This window comes from Desulfotignum balticum DSM 7044, assembly GCF_000421285.1.
Taxonomy (GTDB): domain Bacteria; phylum Desulfobacterota; class Desulfobacteria; order Desulfobacterales; family Desulfobacteraceae; genus Desulfotignum; species Desulfotignum balticum.
Genome location: NZ_ATWO01000001.1, coordinates 65,174 through 83,969 on the forward strand (window position 1 = coordinate 65,174; position 18,796 = coordinate 83,969).

General features: G+C 46.5%; 25 protein-coding genes and 1 pseudogene. 10 read left to right on the forward strand and 16 right to left on the reverse strand.

Annotation, left to right across the window (positions count from 1 at the left end; genetic code table 11):
* Nucleotides 1–1,101, reverse strand: coding sequence for an efflux RND transporter periplasmic adaptor subunit (locus K365_RS0100330; protein WP_169432912.1), 1,101 nt, complete (start codon nt 1,099–1,101; stop codon nt 1–3).
* Nucleotides 1,102–1,300: 199 nt separating this feature from the next.
* Here K365_RS0100330 and K365_RS27725 point away from each other — a divergent pair, with 199 nt between their 5' ends.
* On the forward strand, nt 1,301–1,510 hold the full coding sequence (locus tag K365_RS27725) for a hypothetical protein (protein ID WP_156887646.1): 210 nt from the start codon (nt 1,301–1,303) through the stop codon (nt 1,508–1,510).
* Between the two features lie 58 nt (nt 1,511–1,568).
* Here K365_RS27725 and K365_RS27730 read toward each other — a convergent pair whose 3' ends face one another.
* Nucleotides 1,569–1,736, reverse strand: coding sequence for a GNAT family N-acetyltransferase (locus K365_RS27730; protein WP_156887647.1), 168 nt, complete (start codon nt 1,734–1,736; stop codon nt 1,569–1,571).
* Nucleotides 1,737–2,422: 686 nt separating this feature from the next.
* Here K365_RS27730 and K365_RS0100345 point away from each other — a divergent pair.
* The 7 genes from K365_RS0100345 to K365_RS0100375 all read left to right on the forward strand — a co-directional run bounded on the left by K365_RS0100345 (nt 2,423) and on the right by K365_RS0100375 (nt 9,047).
* Nucleotides 2,423–3,094, forward strand: a complete 672-nt coding sequence (locus K365_RS0100345) for a GntR family transcriptional regulator (protein ID WP_024333062.1) — start codon at nt 2,423–2,425, stop codon at nt 3,092–3,094.
* A 1-nt stretch (nt 3,095) separates the two neighbouring features.
* Nucleotides 3,096–3,539, forward strand: a complete 444-nt coding sequence (locus tag K365_RS0100350; protein WP_024333063.1) for a tripartite tricarboxylate transporter TctB family protein — start codon at nt 3,096–3,098, stop codon at nt 3,537–3,539.
* A 23-nt stretch (nt 3,540–3,562) separates the two neighbouring features.
* Nucleotides 3,563–5,056, forward strand: a complete 1,494-nt coding sequence (locus K365_RS0100355; RefSeq protein ID WP_024333064.1) for a tripartite tricarboxylate transporter permease — start codon at nt 3,563–3,565, stop codon at nt 5,054–5,056.
* 50 nt (nt 5,057–5,106) lie between these two features.
* On the forward strand, nt 5,107–6,090 hold the full coding sequence (locus K365_RS25455; RefSeq protein ID WP_024333065.1) for a tripartite tricarboxylate transporter substrate binding protein: 984 nt from the start codon (nt 5,107–5,109) through the stop codon (nt 6,088–6,090).
* 56 nt (nt 6,091–6,146) lie between these two features.
* Complete coding sequence (locus K365_RS0100365) at nt 6,147–7,865, forward strand: thiamine pyrophosphate-binding protein (protein WP_051147803.1); 1,719 nt, start codon at nt 6,147–6,149, stop codon at nt 7,863–7,865.
* Nucleotides 7,866–7,953: 88 nt separating this feature from the next.
* A complete protein-coding gene (locus K365_RS0100370; RefSeq protein WP_024333067.1) occupies nt 7,954–8,397 on the forward strand; it encodes a DUF6917 domain-containing protein in 444 nt (147 codons plus the stop codon).
* Entirely contained in the window at nt 8,394–9,047 is a 654-nt protein-coding gene (locus tag K365_RS0100375) for a VOC family protein (protein ID WP_024333068.1), read from the forward strand. Before K365_RS0100370 ends, K365_RS0100375 begins: the two co-directional genes overlap by 4 nt.
* Before the next feature lie 175 nt (nt 9,048–9,222).
* On the opposite strand, the pseudogene K365_RS29260 reads toward K365_RS0100375, so the two are convergent.
* The 13 genes and pseudogenes from K365_RS29260 to K365_RS0100450 all read right to left on the reverse strand — a co-directional run.
* Nucleotides 9,223–9,330 (reverse strand): annotated as a pseudogene (locus tag K365_RS29260) (SEL1-like repeat protein); the annotation flags it as partial.
* A gap of 446 nt (nt 9,331–9,776) precedes the next feature.
* A complete protein-coding gene (locus K365_RS0100385) occupies nt 9,777–10,181 on the reverse strand; it encodes a tetratricopeptide repeat protein (protein WP_169432913.1) in 405 nt (134 codons plus the stop codon).
* A 336-nt stretch (nt 10,182–10,517) separates the two neighbouring features.
* Nucleotides 10,518–11,477 carry a tyrosine-type recombinase/integrase gene (locus K365_RS0100390; RefSeq protein WP_169432914.1) on the reverse strand — a complete coding sequence of 320 codons (960 nt, stop codon included), beginning with the start codon at nt 11,475–11,477 and terminating at the stop codon, nt 10,518–10,520.
* Nucleotides 11,478–11,493: 16 nt separating this feature from the next.
* Nucleotides 11,494–11,766, reverse strand: a complete 273-nt coding sequence (locus tag K365_RS0100395; protein WP_024333071.1) for a hypothetical protein — start codon at nt 11,764–11,766, stop codon at nt 11,494–11,496.
* 114 nt (nt 11,767–11,880) lie between these two features.
* A complete protein-coding gene (locus tag K365_RS0100405; RefSeq protein WP_024333072.1) occupies nt 11,881–12,417 on the reverse strand; it encodes a class I SAM-dependent methyltransferase in 537 nt (178 codons plus the stop codon).
* A 7-nt stretch (nt 12,418–12,424) separates the two neighbouring features.
* The gene (locus tag K365_RS0100410; protein WP_024333073.1) at nt 12,425–12,904 is read right to left on the reverse strand and encodes a hypothetical protein; all 480 of its coding nucleotides are present in this window, start codon (nt 12,902–12,904) and stop codon (nt 12,425–12,427) included.
* Nucleotides 12,905–12,907: 3 nt separating this feature from the next.
* Nucleotides 12,908–13,171, reverse strand: coding sequence for a hypothetical protein (locus tag K365_RS0100415; RefSeq protein WP_024333074.1), 264 nt, complete (start codon nt 13,169–13,171; stop codon nt 12,908–12,910).
* A gap of 1 nt (nt 13,172) precedes the next feature.
* Complete coding sequence (locus K365_RS25460; RefSeq protein WP_024333075.1) at nt 13,173–13,409, reverse strand: SEC-C metal-binding domain-containing protein; 237 nt, start codon at nt 13,407–13,409, stop codon at nt 13,173–13,175.
* A gap of 258 nt (nt 13,410–13,667) precedes the next feature.
* On the reverse strand, nt 13,668–14,366 hold the full coding sequence (locus K365_RS26235) for a hypothetical protein (RefSeq protein WP_211221095.1): 699 nt from the start codon (nt 14,364–14,366) through the stop codon (nt 13,668–13,670).
* A 74-nt stretch (nt 14,367–14,440) separates the two neighbouring features.
* Complete coding sequence (locus K365_RS0100435) at nt 14,441–15,124, reverse strand: DUF5131 family protein (protein ID WP_084489702.1); 684 nt, start codon at nt 15,122–15,124, stop codon at nt 14,441–14,443.
* 3 nt (nt 15,125–15,127) lie between these two features.
* Nucleotides 15,128–15,367: a hypothetical protein gene (locus K365_RS0100440; protein ID WP_024333079.1), complete on the reverse strand. Its 240-nt coding sequence runs from the start codon at nt 15,365–15,367 to the stop codon at nt 15,128–15,130.
* Between the two features lie 273 nt (nt 15,368–15,640).
* Nucleotides 15,641–16,342, reverse strand: a complete 702-nt coding sequence (locus tag K365_RS0100445) for a hypothetical protein (RefSeq protein ID WP_024333080.1) — start codon at nt 16,340–16,342, stop codon at nt 15,641–15,643.
* Nucleotides 16,343–16,422: 80 nt separating this feature from the next.
* Complete coding sequence (locus K365_RS0100450; RefSeq protein ID WP_024333081.1) at nt 16,423–17,073, reverse strand: hypothetical protein; 651 nt, start codon at nt 17,071–17,073, stop codon at nt 16,423–16,425.
* Nucleotides 17,074–17,234: 161 nt separating this feature from the next.
* Here K365_RS0100450 and K365_RS0100455 point away from each other — a divergent pair, with 161 nt between their 5' ends.
* A complete protein-coding gene (locus tag K365_RS0100455) occupies nt 17,235–17,489 on the forward strand; it encodes a type II toxin-antitoxin system RelE/ParE family toxin (RefSeq protein ID WP_024333082.1) in 255 nt (84 codons plus the stop codon).
* Nucleotides 17,470–17,808 (forward strand): helix-turn-helix domain-containing protein, encoded by a 339-nt coding sequence (locus K365_RS0100460; RefSeq protein ID WP_024333083.1) that lies wholly within the window; start codon nt 17,470–17,472, stop codon nt 17,806–17,808. Before K365_RS0100455 ends, K365_RS0100460 begins: the two co-directional genes overlap by 20 nt.
* Before the next feature lie 9 nt (nt 17,809–17,817).
* Here the strand turns inward: K365_RS0100460 and K365_RS0100465 are convergent, their stop codons facing one another.
* Nucleotides 17,818–18,738, reverse strand: a complete 921-nt coding sequence (locus K365_RS0100465) for a BRCT domain-containing protein (protein WP_024333084.1) — start codon at nt 18,736–18,738, stop codon at nt 17,818–17,820.
* Between the last annotated feature and the right edge of the window lie 58 nt (nt 18,739–18,796).

Genomic DNA, 18,796 nt, shown 5'->3' on the forward strand with positions numbered 1-18,796 from the left:
TCAGTTCTCCGAATTCGCCGGCAGCACCGTGACCGGCTGGCCGGGCTGTACTTTCTGGATCCCGCTGACAATGATCTGATCCCCGGCCTCAAGTCCGGATTCCACGGCCCACATCCGGTCCAGGGCCGTGCCCGTGACAATGGGCTGCGGCGTGGCGATCCCGTCCTTGACAGTCAACACATACCGGCCCTCCTGATTCACCAGCACTGCGGACTGGGGCACCACGGGCATCAGCTTCGGATCTGCGGACCGGACCTGGACCGTGACATACTGTCCCGGCAGCAGCAGGCGGTCGGCATTGTCGAACCGGGCACGCACCGTGATGGTGCCGGTGGCCGTATCCACCCGGTTGTCCACAAAAACCACCTGGCCTGTTTCCGGAAACAGTTCATTTCCCGGCAGAATCAACCGGGGGGAGAGCTGTTTTTCTCCGTGTGTATCCATTTCCCGGAGCGCTTTTTTCACGGCATTGAAATCATTTTCGCTGATGGCATAGGCCACCCGGACGGGATGGGTCTGGACGATGGTGGCCAAAACGCCGGACGCCGGATTGACCAGGTTCCCCCGGGTGTATTCGGTGCGGCCGATGCGGCCTGCGATGGGCGCGGAAATGGTGGTGTAGGCCAGGTTCAGTTCACTGTTTTCCAGGGTGGCCCGGGCAGCGGCCAGGTTGGCCGTGGCTGCCAGCTCGGCGGCCACGGCATTGTCCAGGTCCAGGGCGGAAATGCTTTGGGGGTTCACGGTCCGCATCCGTTTCAAGTGACTTTGTGCCCGGGCCAGTTCTGCTTCGGCCTGGGCCACCCGGGCCTTTTCCATGGCCACCCGGGCTTTATACCCATCCGGTTCAATGCGGTACAGGACCTGACCTTCCTGGACATAATCTCCTTCCGTGAAGCTCACCTCTTCCAGAAAACCTTCCACCCGGGCCCGCAGTTCCACGCTCTGGATCGCTTCCACATGACCCACATATTCGTCAGCCGGCACCACATTCTGTTCCTCGATGGTCATCACGCGCACCTGGGGCGCAGGCGGTTGCTGCGCAAAAACAGTGCTGTAGAAAAACAGGGTTGAAATCATAAAAAAATAAAACAGATTTTTCATTAACCGTTTCTGACTCATGGGGACCATCGCTTTTTTTATCGGAATACATGTTCAGTTTCCGCACTATAAAGATCCGCCAGATGCGTGTCAACCTGAAAATCATCCGGTTGTTTTGAACCATCCGGCCGTTACGATGGATTTTTTATCAAAATTTGCCGAAGCTTTACAAAAAAAAATTTCAGGCGCTATAATCGGTTTCATGTGGCCCAAAATCACATACTGGCTTCCCCGTTTGCTCATCATCGGATTTGTCGCATCCATGGTGATCCCGGCACCCCGGTTTGTCACATCCATGGACGATGCCGAATTTCTTGTCTGGCTGCTGCGGCTGATCTGGGTTCTGGCTTTTCCTGCCGGCTTTTTGGCGGTACTGGTTTTGATAAATTTGAGAAAAAAGAGAAAAAAATGATCAAATACCCTGACAAAACATATTTCGAGGGCGCTTTTTTTGGGTTTGGAAACGCTTGTCAGAAAAACATTTCCACGTTATATACATCACCTTCCTTCCGGAAAGTGACCCGGGATCCGCATCTTTTGGCCAATCGGATCATGGCGGCATTCTCACACAGAATGTGGGCCTTGAACCCCCGGATTCCTTTTGATCCGGCATATGCCGCCATCTGTTCCTGAAGCACGTTGCCCTCCCCCCCCCCTTGGCCTTTGACATTCTTCCACCGCCAGTTTGGAGGCAGGTGCCAGTGCCCTGGGCTGCCAGTTCTTGGGCATTTTCGGGGCTGATAAAGCGGATGAGGCTGGATACAAAACGTCACATCCAGCTGGTCTCGGCGCCCGAAGGAGTACACGACCTCGGCCCGGGAGTAGCCTTTTTCGGGATGCCGGGTGTTGTGGGCTAACTGAATACCCCCAGTGAGATCGCGGACCAATGAATATACTCGATCTCAGATCCATCCTTGTTCTTACGTTTTACGCTGCGTATATACATACCCATTAAAAAAGTATGTATTTAATAATATTTCAATTCGTGTGCCCACATGTTTTGGGTTCAAGACCGACATCCGACTTGATTTTATTGAATATTTTGACAAAATCCTGAAAAAATAATCCTATGACTGTCGAACACAGGTTTATTCAACCATCTTTCAAAAAATAATCGTAAAGGTCATAAGTCTCCAATTCTGGATTGGCATCGTATGTCTTTTAATGAGGTAACAAACGCCCGTTTTTAGAATATTCCCAATTATAATAATTGGGATTTTCCATGTAGATAGTGGCTTTTTTATGCTTGACAGATTAAAAGTCAGCTTGTATACAGGAATGTATATTAAATTGTATACAATAAAAAATACAAGGGTTGAGTTTCATGAATATTACCCAAAATGAACTATACAAAATTCTTCGTGACATGGTAATATCGTTTCAGTTTCCTCCTGACACTAACATCAGTGAAAATGATTTGGCTAAACGATTTGGAGTAAGCCGGACACCGATACGTCAAGCGCTTCAGAAACTTTCCACGAAAAAACTCATTATTCAGCGGCCAAGCAAGGGTTTCTTTTCAAGAAAGATTGATAAAAAGGAAATATTTGATCTATACGAACTCAGAGAATGTATTGAGGCAAAATCAGTTCTTCTTGCATGTAAAAATGCCAATGATGAGGATCTTGCTGGATTTTATCACCACTGGGAAAAAAGTCAGTCCATGCCGCCTGGAGTAAGTACTGAACGATTGCACCAACGGGATCGACAATTTCATATGTACATTGCCGATCTTGGAAACAATCGTCAAATCAGTGAACTCTTGTCTGATATCAATGACCGCATTTACTTTATTAGATGGATTGATATGACGAGCAAAACAAAAAGTACCCAAACCGAGCATGCCAAGATTGTTCATCTTATGATGGATCGAAAGGGAGATCAGGCAGCCGCTGTAATGCAAAAACACATCAACAGGCGTATGGAGGATATTGAATCCAGTATAAAAGAAGCCTATGCAAGAATTTTTACCGGGCATCTGCCAATGGAGGAATAATATGCTGATAATCATAATTCTACTCGTATTTTCAATCGCTTTTCTGTTTCAAGCAGCTTTTTTGCCAATGGGGACGCTTAAAAATATTGGACCAGGTTTATATCCGACTATTTTATCGATAGTCATGATTATTTTATTGTTGGTTCAATTTCTAAGGGAAATTAAATTCCCATCAATGCCTAAACTTACAGTGACCAGATATCAGCTGATTTTCATCATCTTACTGGGGCTTTTTATTTTATTTTTGGAAAATGCCGGTTATTTAGTGGTCGGAGCGGTCTTTTGTTTTTTATTTTCCATGGTTCTGGGCTGGCAGCTTAAACAAGCACATAACGACGAGAGCAGTTTAAAAATTTACCTGGTTTTGCCTCTGGTTGCTGCAGTTCTGATTACCGGAGTTGACTATATACTTTTTGAAATCGCATTTGATTTTCATCTTCCATAAATATAATACAAAAAGAGGCAATCATGGCATTTGAATATCTTTCAAGTTATTTTGATTCATGGCTGATTCTTTACCTAACAGCCGGCTATTTCATAGGTTTTTTCTTTGGTGCCGTACCGGGATTGACTTCGACACTGGCTATTTCTCTGTTGTTACCGATTACTTTTGGTATGGAGGCGATCAATGCCCTGGTAACTTGTGTCGGTATCTTTATAGGTGGAATATATGGTGGCGGTGTAACCGGTATTCTTATTAATATTCCAGGGGCTCCTGCAGCGGCAATTACGGTAACGGAAGGATACAAACTAACTCAGAAAGGCAAAGCCGGACTGGCGCTTTCGCATGGCGCCTTTTCATCCATGGTCGGTGGTGTAATCGGAGCACTTTTAACAATTTTTTTCATCCAGCTGATTTCTGAACTATCTCTGGGCTTTATGACGCCGGACAAATTTTCCCTGATTCTAATGGCCATTGTGGTTTCCATGCTGATTAACTCCAATGATATTCTTAAAGGGATCATTGCCACTTTTTTAGGATTAATGCTTGCTGCTATAGGAATCGATAGTTTCGAAGCCTTGCCGAGAATGAGTTTTGGCATGGAAAACATCAGAGAAGGTATAAGTCTTTTGACAATCGTAGTCGGCACTTTTGCAATAGCTGAAATATTTACTCAACTCGCCTCCAAGCCGCTCTTAGCCGAAGAAATTTTGAGCAGAATGAATATAACAAAAGACAGTTATAAATTCATGCCGAAATTCAAGGATATCAAAGAAATTGGATTCTTTTGTTATTTGCGTAGTTCCATTATCGGTTTTTTAACGGGCATCCTTCCGGGTGCCGGTGCAGCGATGGCAGCTCTGATCTCTTATGCGGTATCTAAAGCATTCTCCAATAACAAAAATGCCTACGGAAAGGGCAGTCTGGAGGGGATCACCGCAGCAGAGGCATCAAATAATGCTATGTGCCCCGGTGCCATCATTCCACTTCTGACATTTGGTATTCCCGGGGATGCGGTAACAGCCCTGATTCTCGGTGTATTCAATCTGCATGGGCTCATACCTGGACCGATGCTTATGATCGAACATTCCGATAAGCTTGGCCCAATGCTGTTAGCCTTTTTGTTTACGCCATTTCTAATCGTCATTTCTCTTTTTGCCTTTGGTAGATATTATATTAAGATTCCACTTGTGAATAGGCAGTTGTTGTATCCGTTTATTGCCTTTACAGCCATGATTGGTCTCTATGCAGCTACATTTTCCATGCTGCAGCTCCTTCATGCAACTATTCTCGGATTTGTGATTTTTTTACTCAGTGCCAGAGATTATCCAACCGTGCCTTTTTTGCTGGGTTTTATTCTTGGTCCCCTTTTGGAGAAAACCTTCAGAACAAGCATGTCTCTGGCAAAGGGTGATATAACAACGTTTGTCCGATCACCATACAGCCTTTTATTTCTGGTGCTCACGGTGGTCATGATTTATTTTCTCGGTTTCAGATTACCCAAAATTTTGAAAAAGTGAGTTTCGGATCTGATCTGTTACCAAACCAAACTTTACAAGGAGGCTTTCTCATGAAACAAACAAGACTATTATTGACGTTGATTTTTTGCGTATTTTTCCTTTCATCATATGTTTCTGCCGGTGATTATCCCGACAAAGACATCAAGCACATAATGCCTTGGGGTGCTGGTGGCGGGACCGATACTGTCATGCGTGGGTTCATGAAAAATATGGAAGATAATTTAGGAGTCAAAATCTACACAGTCAACATAACAGGAGCCAAAAGCGGCTTGGGTGTATCAGAGCTGATGAATTCTAAAGCAGATGGATACACTATCGGCTCCCTCACCTATGACGGGGTTGTTACAGTTCCTTACTTCGGGCTTCTGTCAAGCTATTCTCTGGATAGACTCAATTTCATCGCAACCGTTACTGTACATCCTACTGTATTGGTTGCCAATACAGATTCACCTTATAACAATCTTTCAGATCTGATAGAAGCAGCTAAAAAATCTCCTGGAGAAATTCAGATTTCAAATGTGGGCATGGGCGGAGTGTGGCACCTGCCTGTTCTTGAATTGGAAGAAAAAGCCGGAGTTCAATTTGATCATGTGGTTTTTTCCGGAGGCTCCGGAGAACAGAAAGAGGCACTGCTGAAAAAAGAGACAGAAATCGCCTGTATGAGCATCGGAGCAGCGGTTCCGCTTTTACATGCAAAAAAAATTAAGGTTCTCGGCGTGATGTCTGAAGACCGTCTTGAAGTTTATAAAGATGTTCCGACTATGAAAGAACAAGGATATGATGTTGTCTGGGGAAGTGCCCGGATGATAGCGGTGCCTGAAGGTGTTTCTCAGGAAATTCAAACAGCCCTTGGTGAAGCGGCAAAGAAAACAGCCAATAACCCTAAATGGAAAAAATGGCTGGAAAAAAATGGAGGAGGCTGGGCCTATTTGGATGCTAAAGAGACCAATAATTTTGTGACGTCATTGCAGAATAAGGTTTTTCCCCTTCTGGATGATCTTGTAGCCAAGGGCCTGATTAAAAAAAATAACTAATCAAGAGTATCCGCAAGGGAAAAACATTTAACAATTCAAATCAACTGGAGCAAAAGATGGGTATGACAGGGGCACAAATAATCCTGGAAATGCTGAAACAATATAATGTCAAGCATGTATTCGGACTTCCGGGTGAAACGACCATTGGTCTTTACGATCAATGGCTTAACGAACCCGAAATTAAATATATTCTTACCAGAGATGAGAAAAATTCTGCATTCATGGCTGAGGCGTATTCAAAGGTCAGTGGCAAACCTGGGGTTGTAGAATCACCCAGCCCAGGTGTTACTCACCCTGCGCCAGGGATCGCAGAAGCTTTCGTAGGCAGTATTCCTCTGATTTTTTTCACCTCTGATGTAAATCCCAATGACCATAAAAGGGGAATGTTGACCGGCATAGATCAGACAGATTTTTATTCCACTATCACCAAAGAAAGCTTTGTTCTGGATCGGGCCAAAGAGATCCCTTTTCTCATGCGCCGGGCCTTTCGGGTGGCAACTTCAGGAAAACCTGGGCCAGTCCATCTTAGAATGATGGTCAATTGTCTTGATGATGAAGCAGAGGTAAATGACCTGTATGGCCAGCCGGAATGCTGCAGTTATCCTTCGTATCGAAATATTGCAGAACCCCGCCTGATTGAGGAGGCCTTGAACCTCTTGATGGATGCAAAAGAGCCCCTGATTATCTGCGGACAAGGTGCACTGAGTTCAGGAGCAGGTCCAGTTGTCGAGAAATTATCTGAAATGCTTGAAATTCCGGTTGGCACAACAATAACCGGCAAAGGTATCATCAGTGAGTTTCACCCCATGTCCATCGGTGTGATTGGTTCCCGGGGCGGGAGGGCATTTACCAACGCATTTATAGAACGTGCCGATGTCATTTTCTATATTGGTTCAAACACTGATTCCACCGGAACTGACGGGTGGCAGAAACCAAAGCTCCAAAATAGCAAAAAGATCATTCATTTAGATGTTTCTCCTGAAAACCTGGGAAATATGTATCAGACAAAAGTTTCTTTGTGTGGCGATGCTAAAATTTCTTTGGAGTATATGTTAAAAATAGCCAAAGAAAATAATCTGAAACGATCACAGGAATTGGTAAATTTCACTCAAGAGCGGGACAGAACCAGAGATGAACTTTTGAATATGGAAATGCCTCATATAAACAAAGGGATATTTCCACCATATTTTGTTAAAGCACTCAACGAAATCCTTCCTGAGAACAGCATAATTACCACTGAGGCAGGGGTATGCAGTATTTACACCACTCCTTTGCTCACAGCGCTTGCACCTGGCAGAAGATATTTGAGCAACTACTCTCTTGGCGCACTCGGCTATGCCATACCCGCTGCAATGGGGGCAGCCTTTGCAGATGAAAATGCACCTGTTCTGGCTTTGGGTGGAGATGGAAGTTTTGGTTTTAACTGTGGTGAATTAGAAACATTCTCTCGAATCGGCAAAAACATTACTATCATTTTGTACCGAAATGACTCCTTTGGCTGGATCAGAGGTGAGACTGTATTGGTCAACGATTCGAAACCTTTTTGTACTGATTTTGATCCCACAGTCAGTTATCTGAAGGTTGCTCAAGGCTTTGGTTTGCAATGCCAAAGGCTTGAGCGGCATGAAGATATACGTCCTGTTCTGGAAAAAGCTATGGCACACAATGGCCCCTCCTTTGTAGAAATGCCGGTTGTATCAGAAGACGTGATTGCACCTTTTGTCCCCAAATGGGTGTCAGGGGCAAAAAAGAAAAACCGTCCTTCAGTGTATTAGCCGTTCTTGAGCGGTCTTGACATGCCTGTCCTTTTCACGGGTTCAATGTGATGAAGGACAGGTTTATTAAAAAATCTAAGGAGATACCATGGGAGATCCTTATTTAGATGGATTGCTAAAAAAATCGATTTATGCCGAAAGATCATCGGTCAGGGGACGACTTGTGGCTATTCTCAATGGTGCAATGAATGACAGAAAGCTTGAGCTTATTCGTGTGCCTTCAAGGGCATTGAGAAGAGGCGAAATTCATGAACTCATTCATACTGATGAAAAAAAATCAGCACCTGGAAGCCAGGTGAATTCTATAGATTATGTGGCATTTTTTGAAGTAATTGATCCTGGTATCATCATGACCGGCGATCAGATTTTTTTAAATGACAATTGTACAGGCCGGCTTGCCGGTTACGATGAAACCCATATGCCCAACCATATGAATATCGTTTTTTTTTCTGAAAAGGGACGAACCGGTTTGTCCATGGGCCTTTCCCTTGGAGATGAAATTTGTTTTAAAAAAGGTGTTTCCAATATATGAGCACAAGACTTGATCACTTAGTTGTAGGGGCAAGAGATCTTGAAGATGGAGTGGCGTATGTAAAGGAAAAATTAGGTGTGGTCATGCCCTTTGGCGGAAAGCATCTGAAAATGGGTACGCATAATCATCTCATTCGAATCGGAAACAATGTTTTTTTAGAGATCATTGCCATAGACCCTGATCAAACTGATCTTGATCGGCCCCGCTGGTTCGGCCTGGATGATCCCACTATTCAAACAAATCTGGATAAAAGCCCCCGATTATTGTCTTGGGTTGTTAATTGCAATGATATCAACAAAACAATGCGAACTGCATCTTGTTCTTTTGGCCATCCTGAATTAATCAACAGAGGGCATTTGAACTGGTATTTCGGTCTACCCGCGGATGGAAGACTTATTGGGGGAGGATTCCTCCCTTACCTGATCCAGTGGATCGATATTGTACATCCATCGAATTTCATGGCAGATGTCGGTATACGCCTGTTGAATATAAAAATATATCATAAATATCCTTCTTGGCTGGAAAAAACCCTTTTTTCAATAGAGGCCCACAAGCTTGTTAAAATTTGCAGTCCGCCGATTGATGGAAAATCTTTCATTAAGGCACAATTTGACACTCCGAATGGATTAAGAGAACTTGTCTCTTTATAACCTTGAAAATTTAAAATGCTTAAACTTAATTTCGCATATGTAAAGAATAGCAATCGTCGACATCAGAAAATTTTTCTTTAGATCCGAATCTCCATGCTACCAACAACTCGACAGCAGAGGGGAAGAACAAAAAATCAGCTCAGGGAATTGTGACCATTGTCAAGTCAAGTTTCGTTCAGGACACGTTATTAACCCCTTGGGCTCCAGCCAGGCTATACCAAACATAAGCAAGTTTGTAATTATGTGGCACGCCCTCACCTCTATGATACATAAATCCAAGGTTGAATTGAGCTTGACCATGCCCTGTAGATTGTCACTTTCGCATCCCAACAAAATGTCACAATCTTTTGCCAAAATCAGGCCTTTTTTCAGAAAATTTGAGAATGGACCTTATACATTTTTTAGTGGGATTTGTGAGGTGCAGAAGCGCGCTAAAAAACAGATGGTAACATGCTGATTTGTAGAGGAAAAATGTTCTCACGCTTTTTTACCAAATCCCACTTTACAATTTCATCATTTTTTTTAGGCCATGTATATTGAGAATCCCCCCCTCTTATCCCCCCCGAAAGGGGGGAGGAGGATAAAGGCATGCAGCGGTTCCTGCTGTTTGGTTTCAACCTGCTCAAATTCATCAATTAATCTTATCATTTTCCCATACCTTGCTTTTTTTCACTTAGGCACTCCAAATTGGGATTTTTGACCGGATTTTTGGGATATTAATGTAACACTTTACAGCCCTTGCTCTGCTGCCCGGATTGTCCAAAAGGCTGCTTTTTTGTAATCTTGGGGAATTTGCTTATCGCCGGAATAATATATCGATCCGACATTATACTGAGACTCAGAGTGTCCCTGTTCTGCTGCCTTTGTATACCAATAGATGGCTTTTTTTATATCTTGAGAAACCCTCGCTTTTCCCAAATCATAAATAATTCCAAGAACATACTGTGAAAAAATATCGCCATTCTTGGCTGATTTTAACCTATTTTCGAACTCAACCCGCTGCTGCTTATTAATTCTGTCAATATTTTCTTGAGCTTGAGCATGTCCCTGCTTTGCAGCTTTCTCATACCACTCGATCGCTTTCTGAGAGTCATGCAAGACACCTTCGCCATGTTCATACATCAGACCCATCATAAACGGAGCCTCTGCAAGACCTTGATCTGCGGCTTTTTTATACCAGTGATATTGAACAAGATACTGAGGCCGATCACCAGGTGGAGCTTGCATTTAAATGGGCGGACAGGGAGGGTTCCGCATTGATAAAATTTGAGTACATAGTAAGTACACAGAGCTCAAAAATCAAAAAAAGGGTTCCAACCAGAAAGCTGAAAACCCTTGTTATTCAATGGAGCCGGCGAGCAGACTCGAACTGCTGACTTGCTGATTACGAATCAGCTTTCCATGTTAATAAAATCAGTTGGTTATGACCATGTGGAGCGGAAACGGAGCGAATTTCTTTAATTTTGTTTTTCAATATTTCAGCTTTTCCATTTCAGTTTTCAGCCGGTCCTGGACTACCTTGGCATATATCTGGGTGGTTCTCAATTCCGTATGCCCCAGGATCTTTTGCACCACTTCCAGGGGAATCCCGGCGGTCAGCATCTGGGTGGCAGCCGTGTGCCGAAGATCATGGAACCTGGACTTCACGCCGGCATCCCGGGTGATCTCCCGGTAATAATTGGACACGGTGGATGTGTGTTTGTATGAAAATATTTTCCCGATGTCCTGGGCCTTCACCACGTCGCCGGCCCCGCCCACCAGGGGGATGGTCCGCTGTTTTCCGCCTTTGCCGTATATAGTGATGCTTCCAGCCTGTACATGCTCATACCTGGCGCGGATAATTTCACTGCGCCTAGTGCCGGTGAACAGCGCAAACCGGATGATCCGGCCCATTTCCGGTTTTGTTTTGTCCGCCTGAGCCTGGATCGCTTTGATCTCTGCATCGGTCATCACCCTGGGCAGGGCCTGGCCGGTCTTGACCATCCGGATCACGGGCACGGCATCGATGAGTCCGGCGTCTTTGGCAAACCGCATCGCTCCTTTGATGTGCCGCAGATAGGTGTTGATGGATGCCGGCCGCAATGAAGCGGCCCGGCACAGGGATTTTATTTTCTGGATGTGTTTGTCCGTGATCCGGTTGATGGGCACATCCCCGGCCGCGTCCGTCAGTTTTTTCAGCCCCAGGGCATCGGCCCGCAGCGTGTCCGGTGACAGGTCCGACCGGTCCGGGTGTTCCGTGTACCATTCCGTGTATTGTGACAGCAGCGGACTGTTGTCTTTTTCCAGCTGCAAAATATTGCCCCGGAGCACTTCTTTTTTGATCTCCGCGAAAAGTCCCTTGGCAATCCGGGCATCCTTGGTTTTCAGGCTTCGCCGCTTGCCGCCCGGGAAAGCCACATACCACGTATCTCTGTGCTGAAACAGTCTCATGATGCCAGACATCATATTACAGACTCTTCAAAATTGACAAGGCTTTTTGCCGGGCCCCAAAAAAATGGCTGAGCCGGTATTCGTCAATGGATTCTTTGTCAAAGATCCAGTCTCCGCGTTTGGAGTCCGGATCCGGATACCCGACAATGTCCCGGCGCTCTGCCAGCTCGATCAGCTGTGCCCGGCTGTAACTGGAATACTTCACCGCTGCCGTCAGCTTCATCCACCGGGGGGAGGCGATGCGTTCAGCAATCTTTGTGGCAAGTATGTCCAGTTCCGGGCCGGTCATCAGATATAGACCAAAGCTCCAACGATAAAGCCGATGACACAGGACCCGGCCAGGGCAAATAAAAACGCCTCACGACTGATAATCATCATTGTTTCACTCCTTGTTTTTCCAGGATCATATCCCGGGCTTCATAAATACATACCAGTGTGTCATTGCCTTGCGGCCACTTCTGTGACCGAAGAGCGGCTGGAATGTGGCCACAGATAAAACATCTGCGGCTGGTACTTGCGTCTCATTCCATTTGAAGACCAATACACCTTCCGGTTTCAGTACACGGAAACATTCATCGAATCCTCGCCGCAGATCATTTTTCCACTCCGGTCCCAACTTTCCATACTTAGCTGCCATCCAACTTCTTGGGCCGGCTCTGACAAGATGAGGCGGGTCAAATACGACAAGCCGAAATGAACAATCAGGGTATGGCATATGTCGAAAATCAACCAACTCATCCGGGTCTATATTTACTGTGCGGGTGCCATCAGTTTTTCCGTGAGACCGATCAGATACCTTTAATGTTTCGCGCCGGTGATCGACATATAAAACGTCTGAATTTTCACGATCAAACCACATCATGCGGCTACCACAACATGCGTCCAGAATTGGAGGAAGCCCAAAAAAAGGCCGGACCATCTTCAAAGAATCGTCTCTCATGCTGTTTTTACTCCTCGTTGGAAAACGCTAACCAGTCAACGTGTTTTAGTCGCTCCGCCTCCGGGTTAATCCACAGCTTCCCCACCCGATCCGGTTTCACGGAAATTTTTCGGTGCATGTCGGCAATGTCTTTCTGGCGCTGCCGGTAATATTCCAATGTATAGGCATCATTTTCCAGGGCTGGACCGATAAACTGGTCATAAAACAGCGGATCTTTTTTCATGACATAAGCCCGGATCCTTTTCCGCCTGGCCTTGTAAAGAGATTCCGGATCCCGCATCCGGTTCAATCTTTTTTGCAGGCTGGTGGGGGTGTCTTCAACGCCGACATATAAATGGTATGGAAACGGGATACACCCGAACATTTTTTCCACGGCATCGACCGCTGTGGTGTCAGACCCCCAGGACATGGCCAGGGTTGTGGGCTGGATCTCCGCCGGCCGGTGATAGGACAGGCGGATGTTGTATATGGTGACCTGGTCAGGCATGTTTCAATCCATCATTGCCTTGAGCTTTTTCAACCCTTCCGTGTTGTCATACCGGGCGCAGATATTTGCCGGGTGGATCCTGTATTGCCGGCCTGGTTTCAGGCCGATGATTTTGCATCTGGGTTCCGTTGTCACCTGGGCGCCATATGAATCGTGATCAACAATGTCGTAATTCGGTACAAAATAATCACACTGTCCGCAGTTTTTCCAGGTGCGGCCGCGTTTGTAGTTGAGTTCGTTTTTGATTTTCAGCCGCTTGACGCCCATACTATTCCTCCTTTTTGGCCATAGTCACTTTTGACCAGCAACATTTTTTAAATTTTTTCCCGGACCCACAGACGCAGGGTTTATTTCTCATCCAGTTTTTCCTGTATCTCAAGGATCGCCGCTTGAGCACATGGGCCTGCTTGTCATCCAGCGGAATTTTGTTTTCAAGCCCACCATCTTCCAGCAACTGTTTTGCTTCTTTGTCTGTGATCGCTTCTATATGTCCCGATGTATCCATAATTCTCCTCTTTTTTATTTGGGAATCTCAATTTTTACCTATCCACGAATTAACCTGTTTTTTTGTATACCTGGAAAACAATTCTTTTGCGGCCCTGATACACTCAGGACACTCGGGGGCATCGCCCTCAACAAACGTGGGCTCATATCCAGGACTGAATATTCCACACAACGTCTCCGCATCTTGTATTGATGTCGCAGGAAGATGAAGCCCATCTTTCGCGTATTCTCCGTCTTTGTATTTTACCAGCTCCACTATTTACCCTCCGTTGCGTATCGTTTCATGCAGGGACCTTCCTGCCGGTGGCACTGATCCATAAAATTCGACGATCCAAACCATAGGGTTTTCATCCCACAGATTTGATGGTTTTAGATTCCAGTTTTTACCGCCATGCAGGCGGTTGATGTAATTTGCAAACGCCATCCGGGCGGTGGGCAGGCATTGAAAGTACTTTTTGGGAAACGGATATTCCATGGACCATCGTTTTTCAGGAGAGGCAAAACCTGTATCAAAATATTTGTATCTGGCGCCCTCGGCAATCGCTTCCGCTTCAGTAATTTCCTGCAGCTTGTCGGCAGATACGTTCTCCACTCTCAGCCAGATCCGGGCAAACGCTTTTGGCATGTGGATGGATCTTCGCCACCGGCATGGAGACTGGCCCGGCTCCCAGTCAAAACCGATACCCCGCCCCGGTCTTTTCCCAAAAGTTTTTTCTGCATCCTGTATTGACTGCTCCACCAGATGGCGCGCGATTTTCTCATTACACTTCAGCCATTCGCGGCGGGCATAATTGCCTGCAAGATAATCGACCGCGATTAAATTATCCTTCAGATCCCATGCACCCACCCGCCAGGTTTCCCTGACATACAGCAGATCCCCCGGCCCGCCATATGGACACCATGCCGGCTCTTCCCCGGCCAACATCAAGCCCTGCAACCGCTCCGGGTTTTTGATCACACGGCGGGTGGCACGTTTTTTTCCGGCAAGGATTGCCTCAACCATGTCGGTGCTGAAAATTATCGGTAACTCTTTCATGGATTCACCGCCTTTGTTTTCGGAAATTCTTTGATGACATCATAATACTGGTAATTATCTTTGACCCAAATCGGTATAGAAAATTCCCTGGCCATATCGATGATAAACTCTGCCCAGGTGTTGGGAGTTTTTTTCGCGCCCCTGGTAGAGTCTGCGCCGATAATGATCCAGTCAAGTTCCTGGAACACTGACTCATTGATGCTCGGATTTTTGATCAGGGGCTCAAAAGAAACAAACCGGATGAACTGTTTAGGCACCGATCTGACCAGTGTAGACAGGTTGTTTTCGGTCCTGGATGTCCCGTCCACGGTGGTTCCAATCCAACAGTTTTGAAAGAACTCCCAATCGGCGTAGCCATCAGGGTTTTTTGTGAGAAATTGATAAGTGAATTCTGGGGTCAATTCCACGACATCCAGTACGGCAGATATCCATTCATCAAGAACCCATTCACCCCACATATCTCCTGAAGAACCAACGAATATCTTTTCACCTGGTTTCACTTTTTTGGATCTTAAAAATTTGTCGATTCGGTCAAAGTGGAACGCGGGTTTATTGATACCGGGAAACCGTTTTTCCATCCGGTTCATGTAGCAGTAGTCGCAGCCGTGCAAACATCCTGAAATAGGGTTCCAGGTCCAGTCCGTCCAATCGATTTTGTCCGGGCATTGTTTATTGAGCATGGGTCACCTCCCTGGCCTTAAGAGCGTCTTCATGCCTGCAAAAGTCAATAAAAGAATCGAAGCAATCACCATACTCAAGATACCGCCGGTATCTTTTTTGAGATCGGGATAGTTTTTTAGATTTCGATGGTTCTCCGACAATGGCCGTGCCGAGAAAGCAGCCTGTGCCGTCCCATTCGGTACTTTTCCACCCGCATGAACATTTGTCAGGATCATTCCCCCTAACGCCACGATTGCACTCACAACAGGCTGTCCATGCTTTACCAGATGTGTCTACGAAAGAGTGATCAGCCATGAAACACCTCCTCAGCCAGATCCCGGCGATTAATCTTAAAGCTGCTTTTCCGCTGCCCGAAATGCGCCGGTGCACATGCGGGGCAAAAATAAAGCCCGCAGTGGTAGCACCGGTACATTTGTAAAATCGGTAGTGATCTTTCACATGATCCGCCGCATGGAATTAGGCCGCCATCAAGCGCAGCCCGGTACGCTACATGCACCTTCTGTAGGTGTTGCACATCAACCATTGTCTCCTCCCCCTTCCACACAAACCGATTGTTTTGCACATACGTCCATAGCCAATTCCATCAAGTTGTTTTTGATGGCTTTAATTTCCTCATCCACGGGAAACGTGCCACTCACAACGTGCTGGTTGCCCTTGAACCGCTGATCCAGGTGTGGATGGTTAAATGACACCTGTGCATATCTCTCCCTGGCGCCGTATTGTCTTCTCCGAATCTTGTGTGAAAATGTGAAGCAGGACGGATCAACATTCCATTCCTTTTCCACGCCAACCATCAGTTGAGGCATTGGGTTGAACTTCAAAATATCGCTTTGCCAGATTTCTTTGTCCCGATCCCATTCGTTGAAGCCCTGGGCGTCAGCAAAGCAACTGAGTGGCAAATACGCCCATGCGGTCTTGTCGTGAATTGACCGCCGGAAAAAAGCGACGTCCCGTTCATGTCCCGGTCGCATGACAGACCTGATACCCGCCATAGCCTCATCCTCTGAGCAATCCAGCCTGATAATGAGCCGGTTAAACAGATCGTGTTGATTGAAACTCATGACGAGCATTCCCAACTTTCTCAATACATCTATCTTTTCTGACAGTAGAAAGTCACGCCACGCGTCCACACGGGAACCAACTTTATACAGGTCTGTAAGGTCCCTGAGATAATAGGGACTATCTACCCAGTCTTGCGTCTTTATTGCTTCTTTCACCGTTAATTTTCCTTTTCAGTTTGGGGTCAGTTGTTTTGTTATCCGGGGGACGTGATAGATTGGTTCGATGGAGAGCTTAATCATGCCTCCACCTCCCTGCCGATCGGCGGACCCGCCTTCACCCAGCCGGTGTTTTTCAGAAAACCAGCCACTGCATTCCGCCGGTCCTTTTCCTGTTTTTTTATCAGTGATTTTTTTTGTGTGGCGTTCTGGCAGACTTTGCAATAACAACTCAGACCGTCCACATTGGTCCGGTTCCGATAAAAATACTTGGGCGTGGCAGGTAACACCGGATCTTTACATCTGGGGTTGCCACATTTTTTTGTCATGGGCGCGGGATCTGGATTAGGTGGCGGGGCAGGTTTCTTTTCTATACCGGATTTTTTGGTATGGTCGGACAGTTTTTTTCTGTAGGCTTCTGTTTTTGAAGCAATGCCCGCATTGGCTTCAAACGCCAGGGCCGCCTTGATGGTTTTGAATCCAACCCTGTATCCCATTGTGATGGCCTGGGCCAGCGGGTCCACTCCGGTGAACAGCGGGATGAAGCGTTCACAGATCAGACAGACGATCTGTTTGGGATCAATTTGATTTTTTTGGGAACAGGATTGGAACCGGTGGCAGTAGTCACCACGCCGGATCTGGCCGGGCTTGAGATTTATCGGCAGGTTTGAACGCAAAAAACCCGAAGCAGGTTTTCGGGCCTGTCCGGGTTTTTCAAATTGTCTTGCCATCGTGACCTCCTTGCGGAGGTCCGGGGGCGCTGTGTGATGTGTGTACGTTACAGGATGATCGCAGCGGGTGTCAAGAAATTTTTGCAGGGAAAACCATGTTTTTTGCAATTACGCTTATATTTATTATTGACGATCTTATAATATAAGCTTATATTTCCAGCATGAACCAGATAAGATATAAAACCAAAGCGATCCGGCAAATCAAGAAAATAAAAGACAAGGCCGTCAAAGCGGAGATTGTCCACAAAATCAACCAGCTGGAATCTTATCCGGACACACCGGTCAGGGTCAGCCGATACAAAACCACCCAGCTGTTAAAATTCAGGGTAAAGTCGTGGCGGGTGTTCTTCACTGCTGAGCTTGAAATCATTGAAATTCAGGAGGTAAAAAAGAGAAATGAGCGCACATACAAATAACGTCCAGGTGATCAGACAAAACGGGATACCGGCATTTGCCGTGATTCCTTATGACGATTATCTGGCGATGCTGCCGGAAAGCATTGAACCGGATTCCGTTCCCCGGGAAGTGGCGGAAAAAGCCATCCTGGAAGATATGCCGCTGATCAAAGCCTGGCGCCTTTACCTGGGCATGACACAGAAAGCGGTGGCAAAAAAAGCCGGCATCACCCAGGCGGCCCTGTCTCAGATGGAACGGGCGGAAAACACTAACCGGACCGCCACCCTGGAAAAGCTGGCCATGGCCCTGAAGGTGTCAGTGACGCAGGTGCAGGATTGATTTCTTTGATCAAAAACCAAGCCCTCTGGCCGTAACAGCAGATACAAAATCCGCCTCTTTGACAATCTGTGTCTGGCAGTCCGGCACGGTTTCCTTTCGCTGCTTGACCGCTTCAATTTTCCGGCCGTAGGTGGAATACACCCATGCCGGGGAAGATTGCGCCCCGATGACAAGATAGTCCAGGCTGATGACCGGGTTTTTCCGGTGGACCCCGCCCAACTGCTCCACTGCTGCCGCCAGGTGGCTTCTTTTTCCGGAAGCGGCCGGGCCGGTGAAGCAAAATTCTTTGCCATTGAAACGGATGACAGGCGAAGGTTCACAAATGGTCGATATAGATTTGAACACCGGGGACAAGGATATCATGCGCGGGTCCATCCAGTATTCATTGTCAAAAATTTTCGGATCGTCAATCACCTGCTCTGTGAAGCTTGAGAAAAAATCGCGCAGGGCCTCCTGTTCTTCCGGATCCACCTTTCCGTCCGCCATAATCTGATCCAGAAGCTTTTTCAGCTCGTTGAACGGCCACCAGTCTTTCATCTGCTCATAATCCAGCAGCCAGTCCTGCAACCCTGTCAGCTCTTCCGCCCGGATCTGTCCGTCGCAGACAATCCCGGACAGGATGCCGTGCAGCCGGCGGGTGGACTGAGTCACACAACCAAGGAACCCGGTTTCGTTCAATGCGTTTGAACACCATTCCGACAGCAGCTTTCTTTCGTCAGCGTCCACCACCCCGTCTTCCAGGATTTCAGAAACCAGATAAACCAGGTCCCTGAACGGTTCTTCATGGTGCAGCACATCGTGGGTATCCAGCCATTTTTTCAATGCGACGATCTCCCGGTCATTGATGTGGCAGTCTATATCAATGCCCTGAATAATGCCGTACAGCCGCTCGATGGATCTTTTGACGTAGGTTTTGGTAGTGAAGAACATGAGAAGTGCCCCCTTTTATGGATTCAAAAAACTGTTGTATATACATGTATATAAAAGT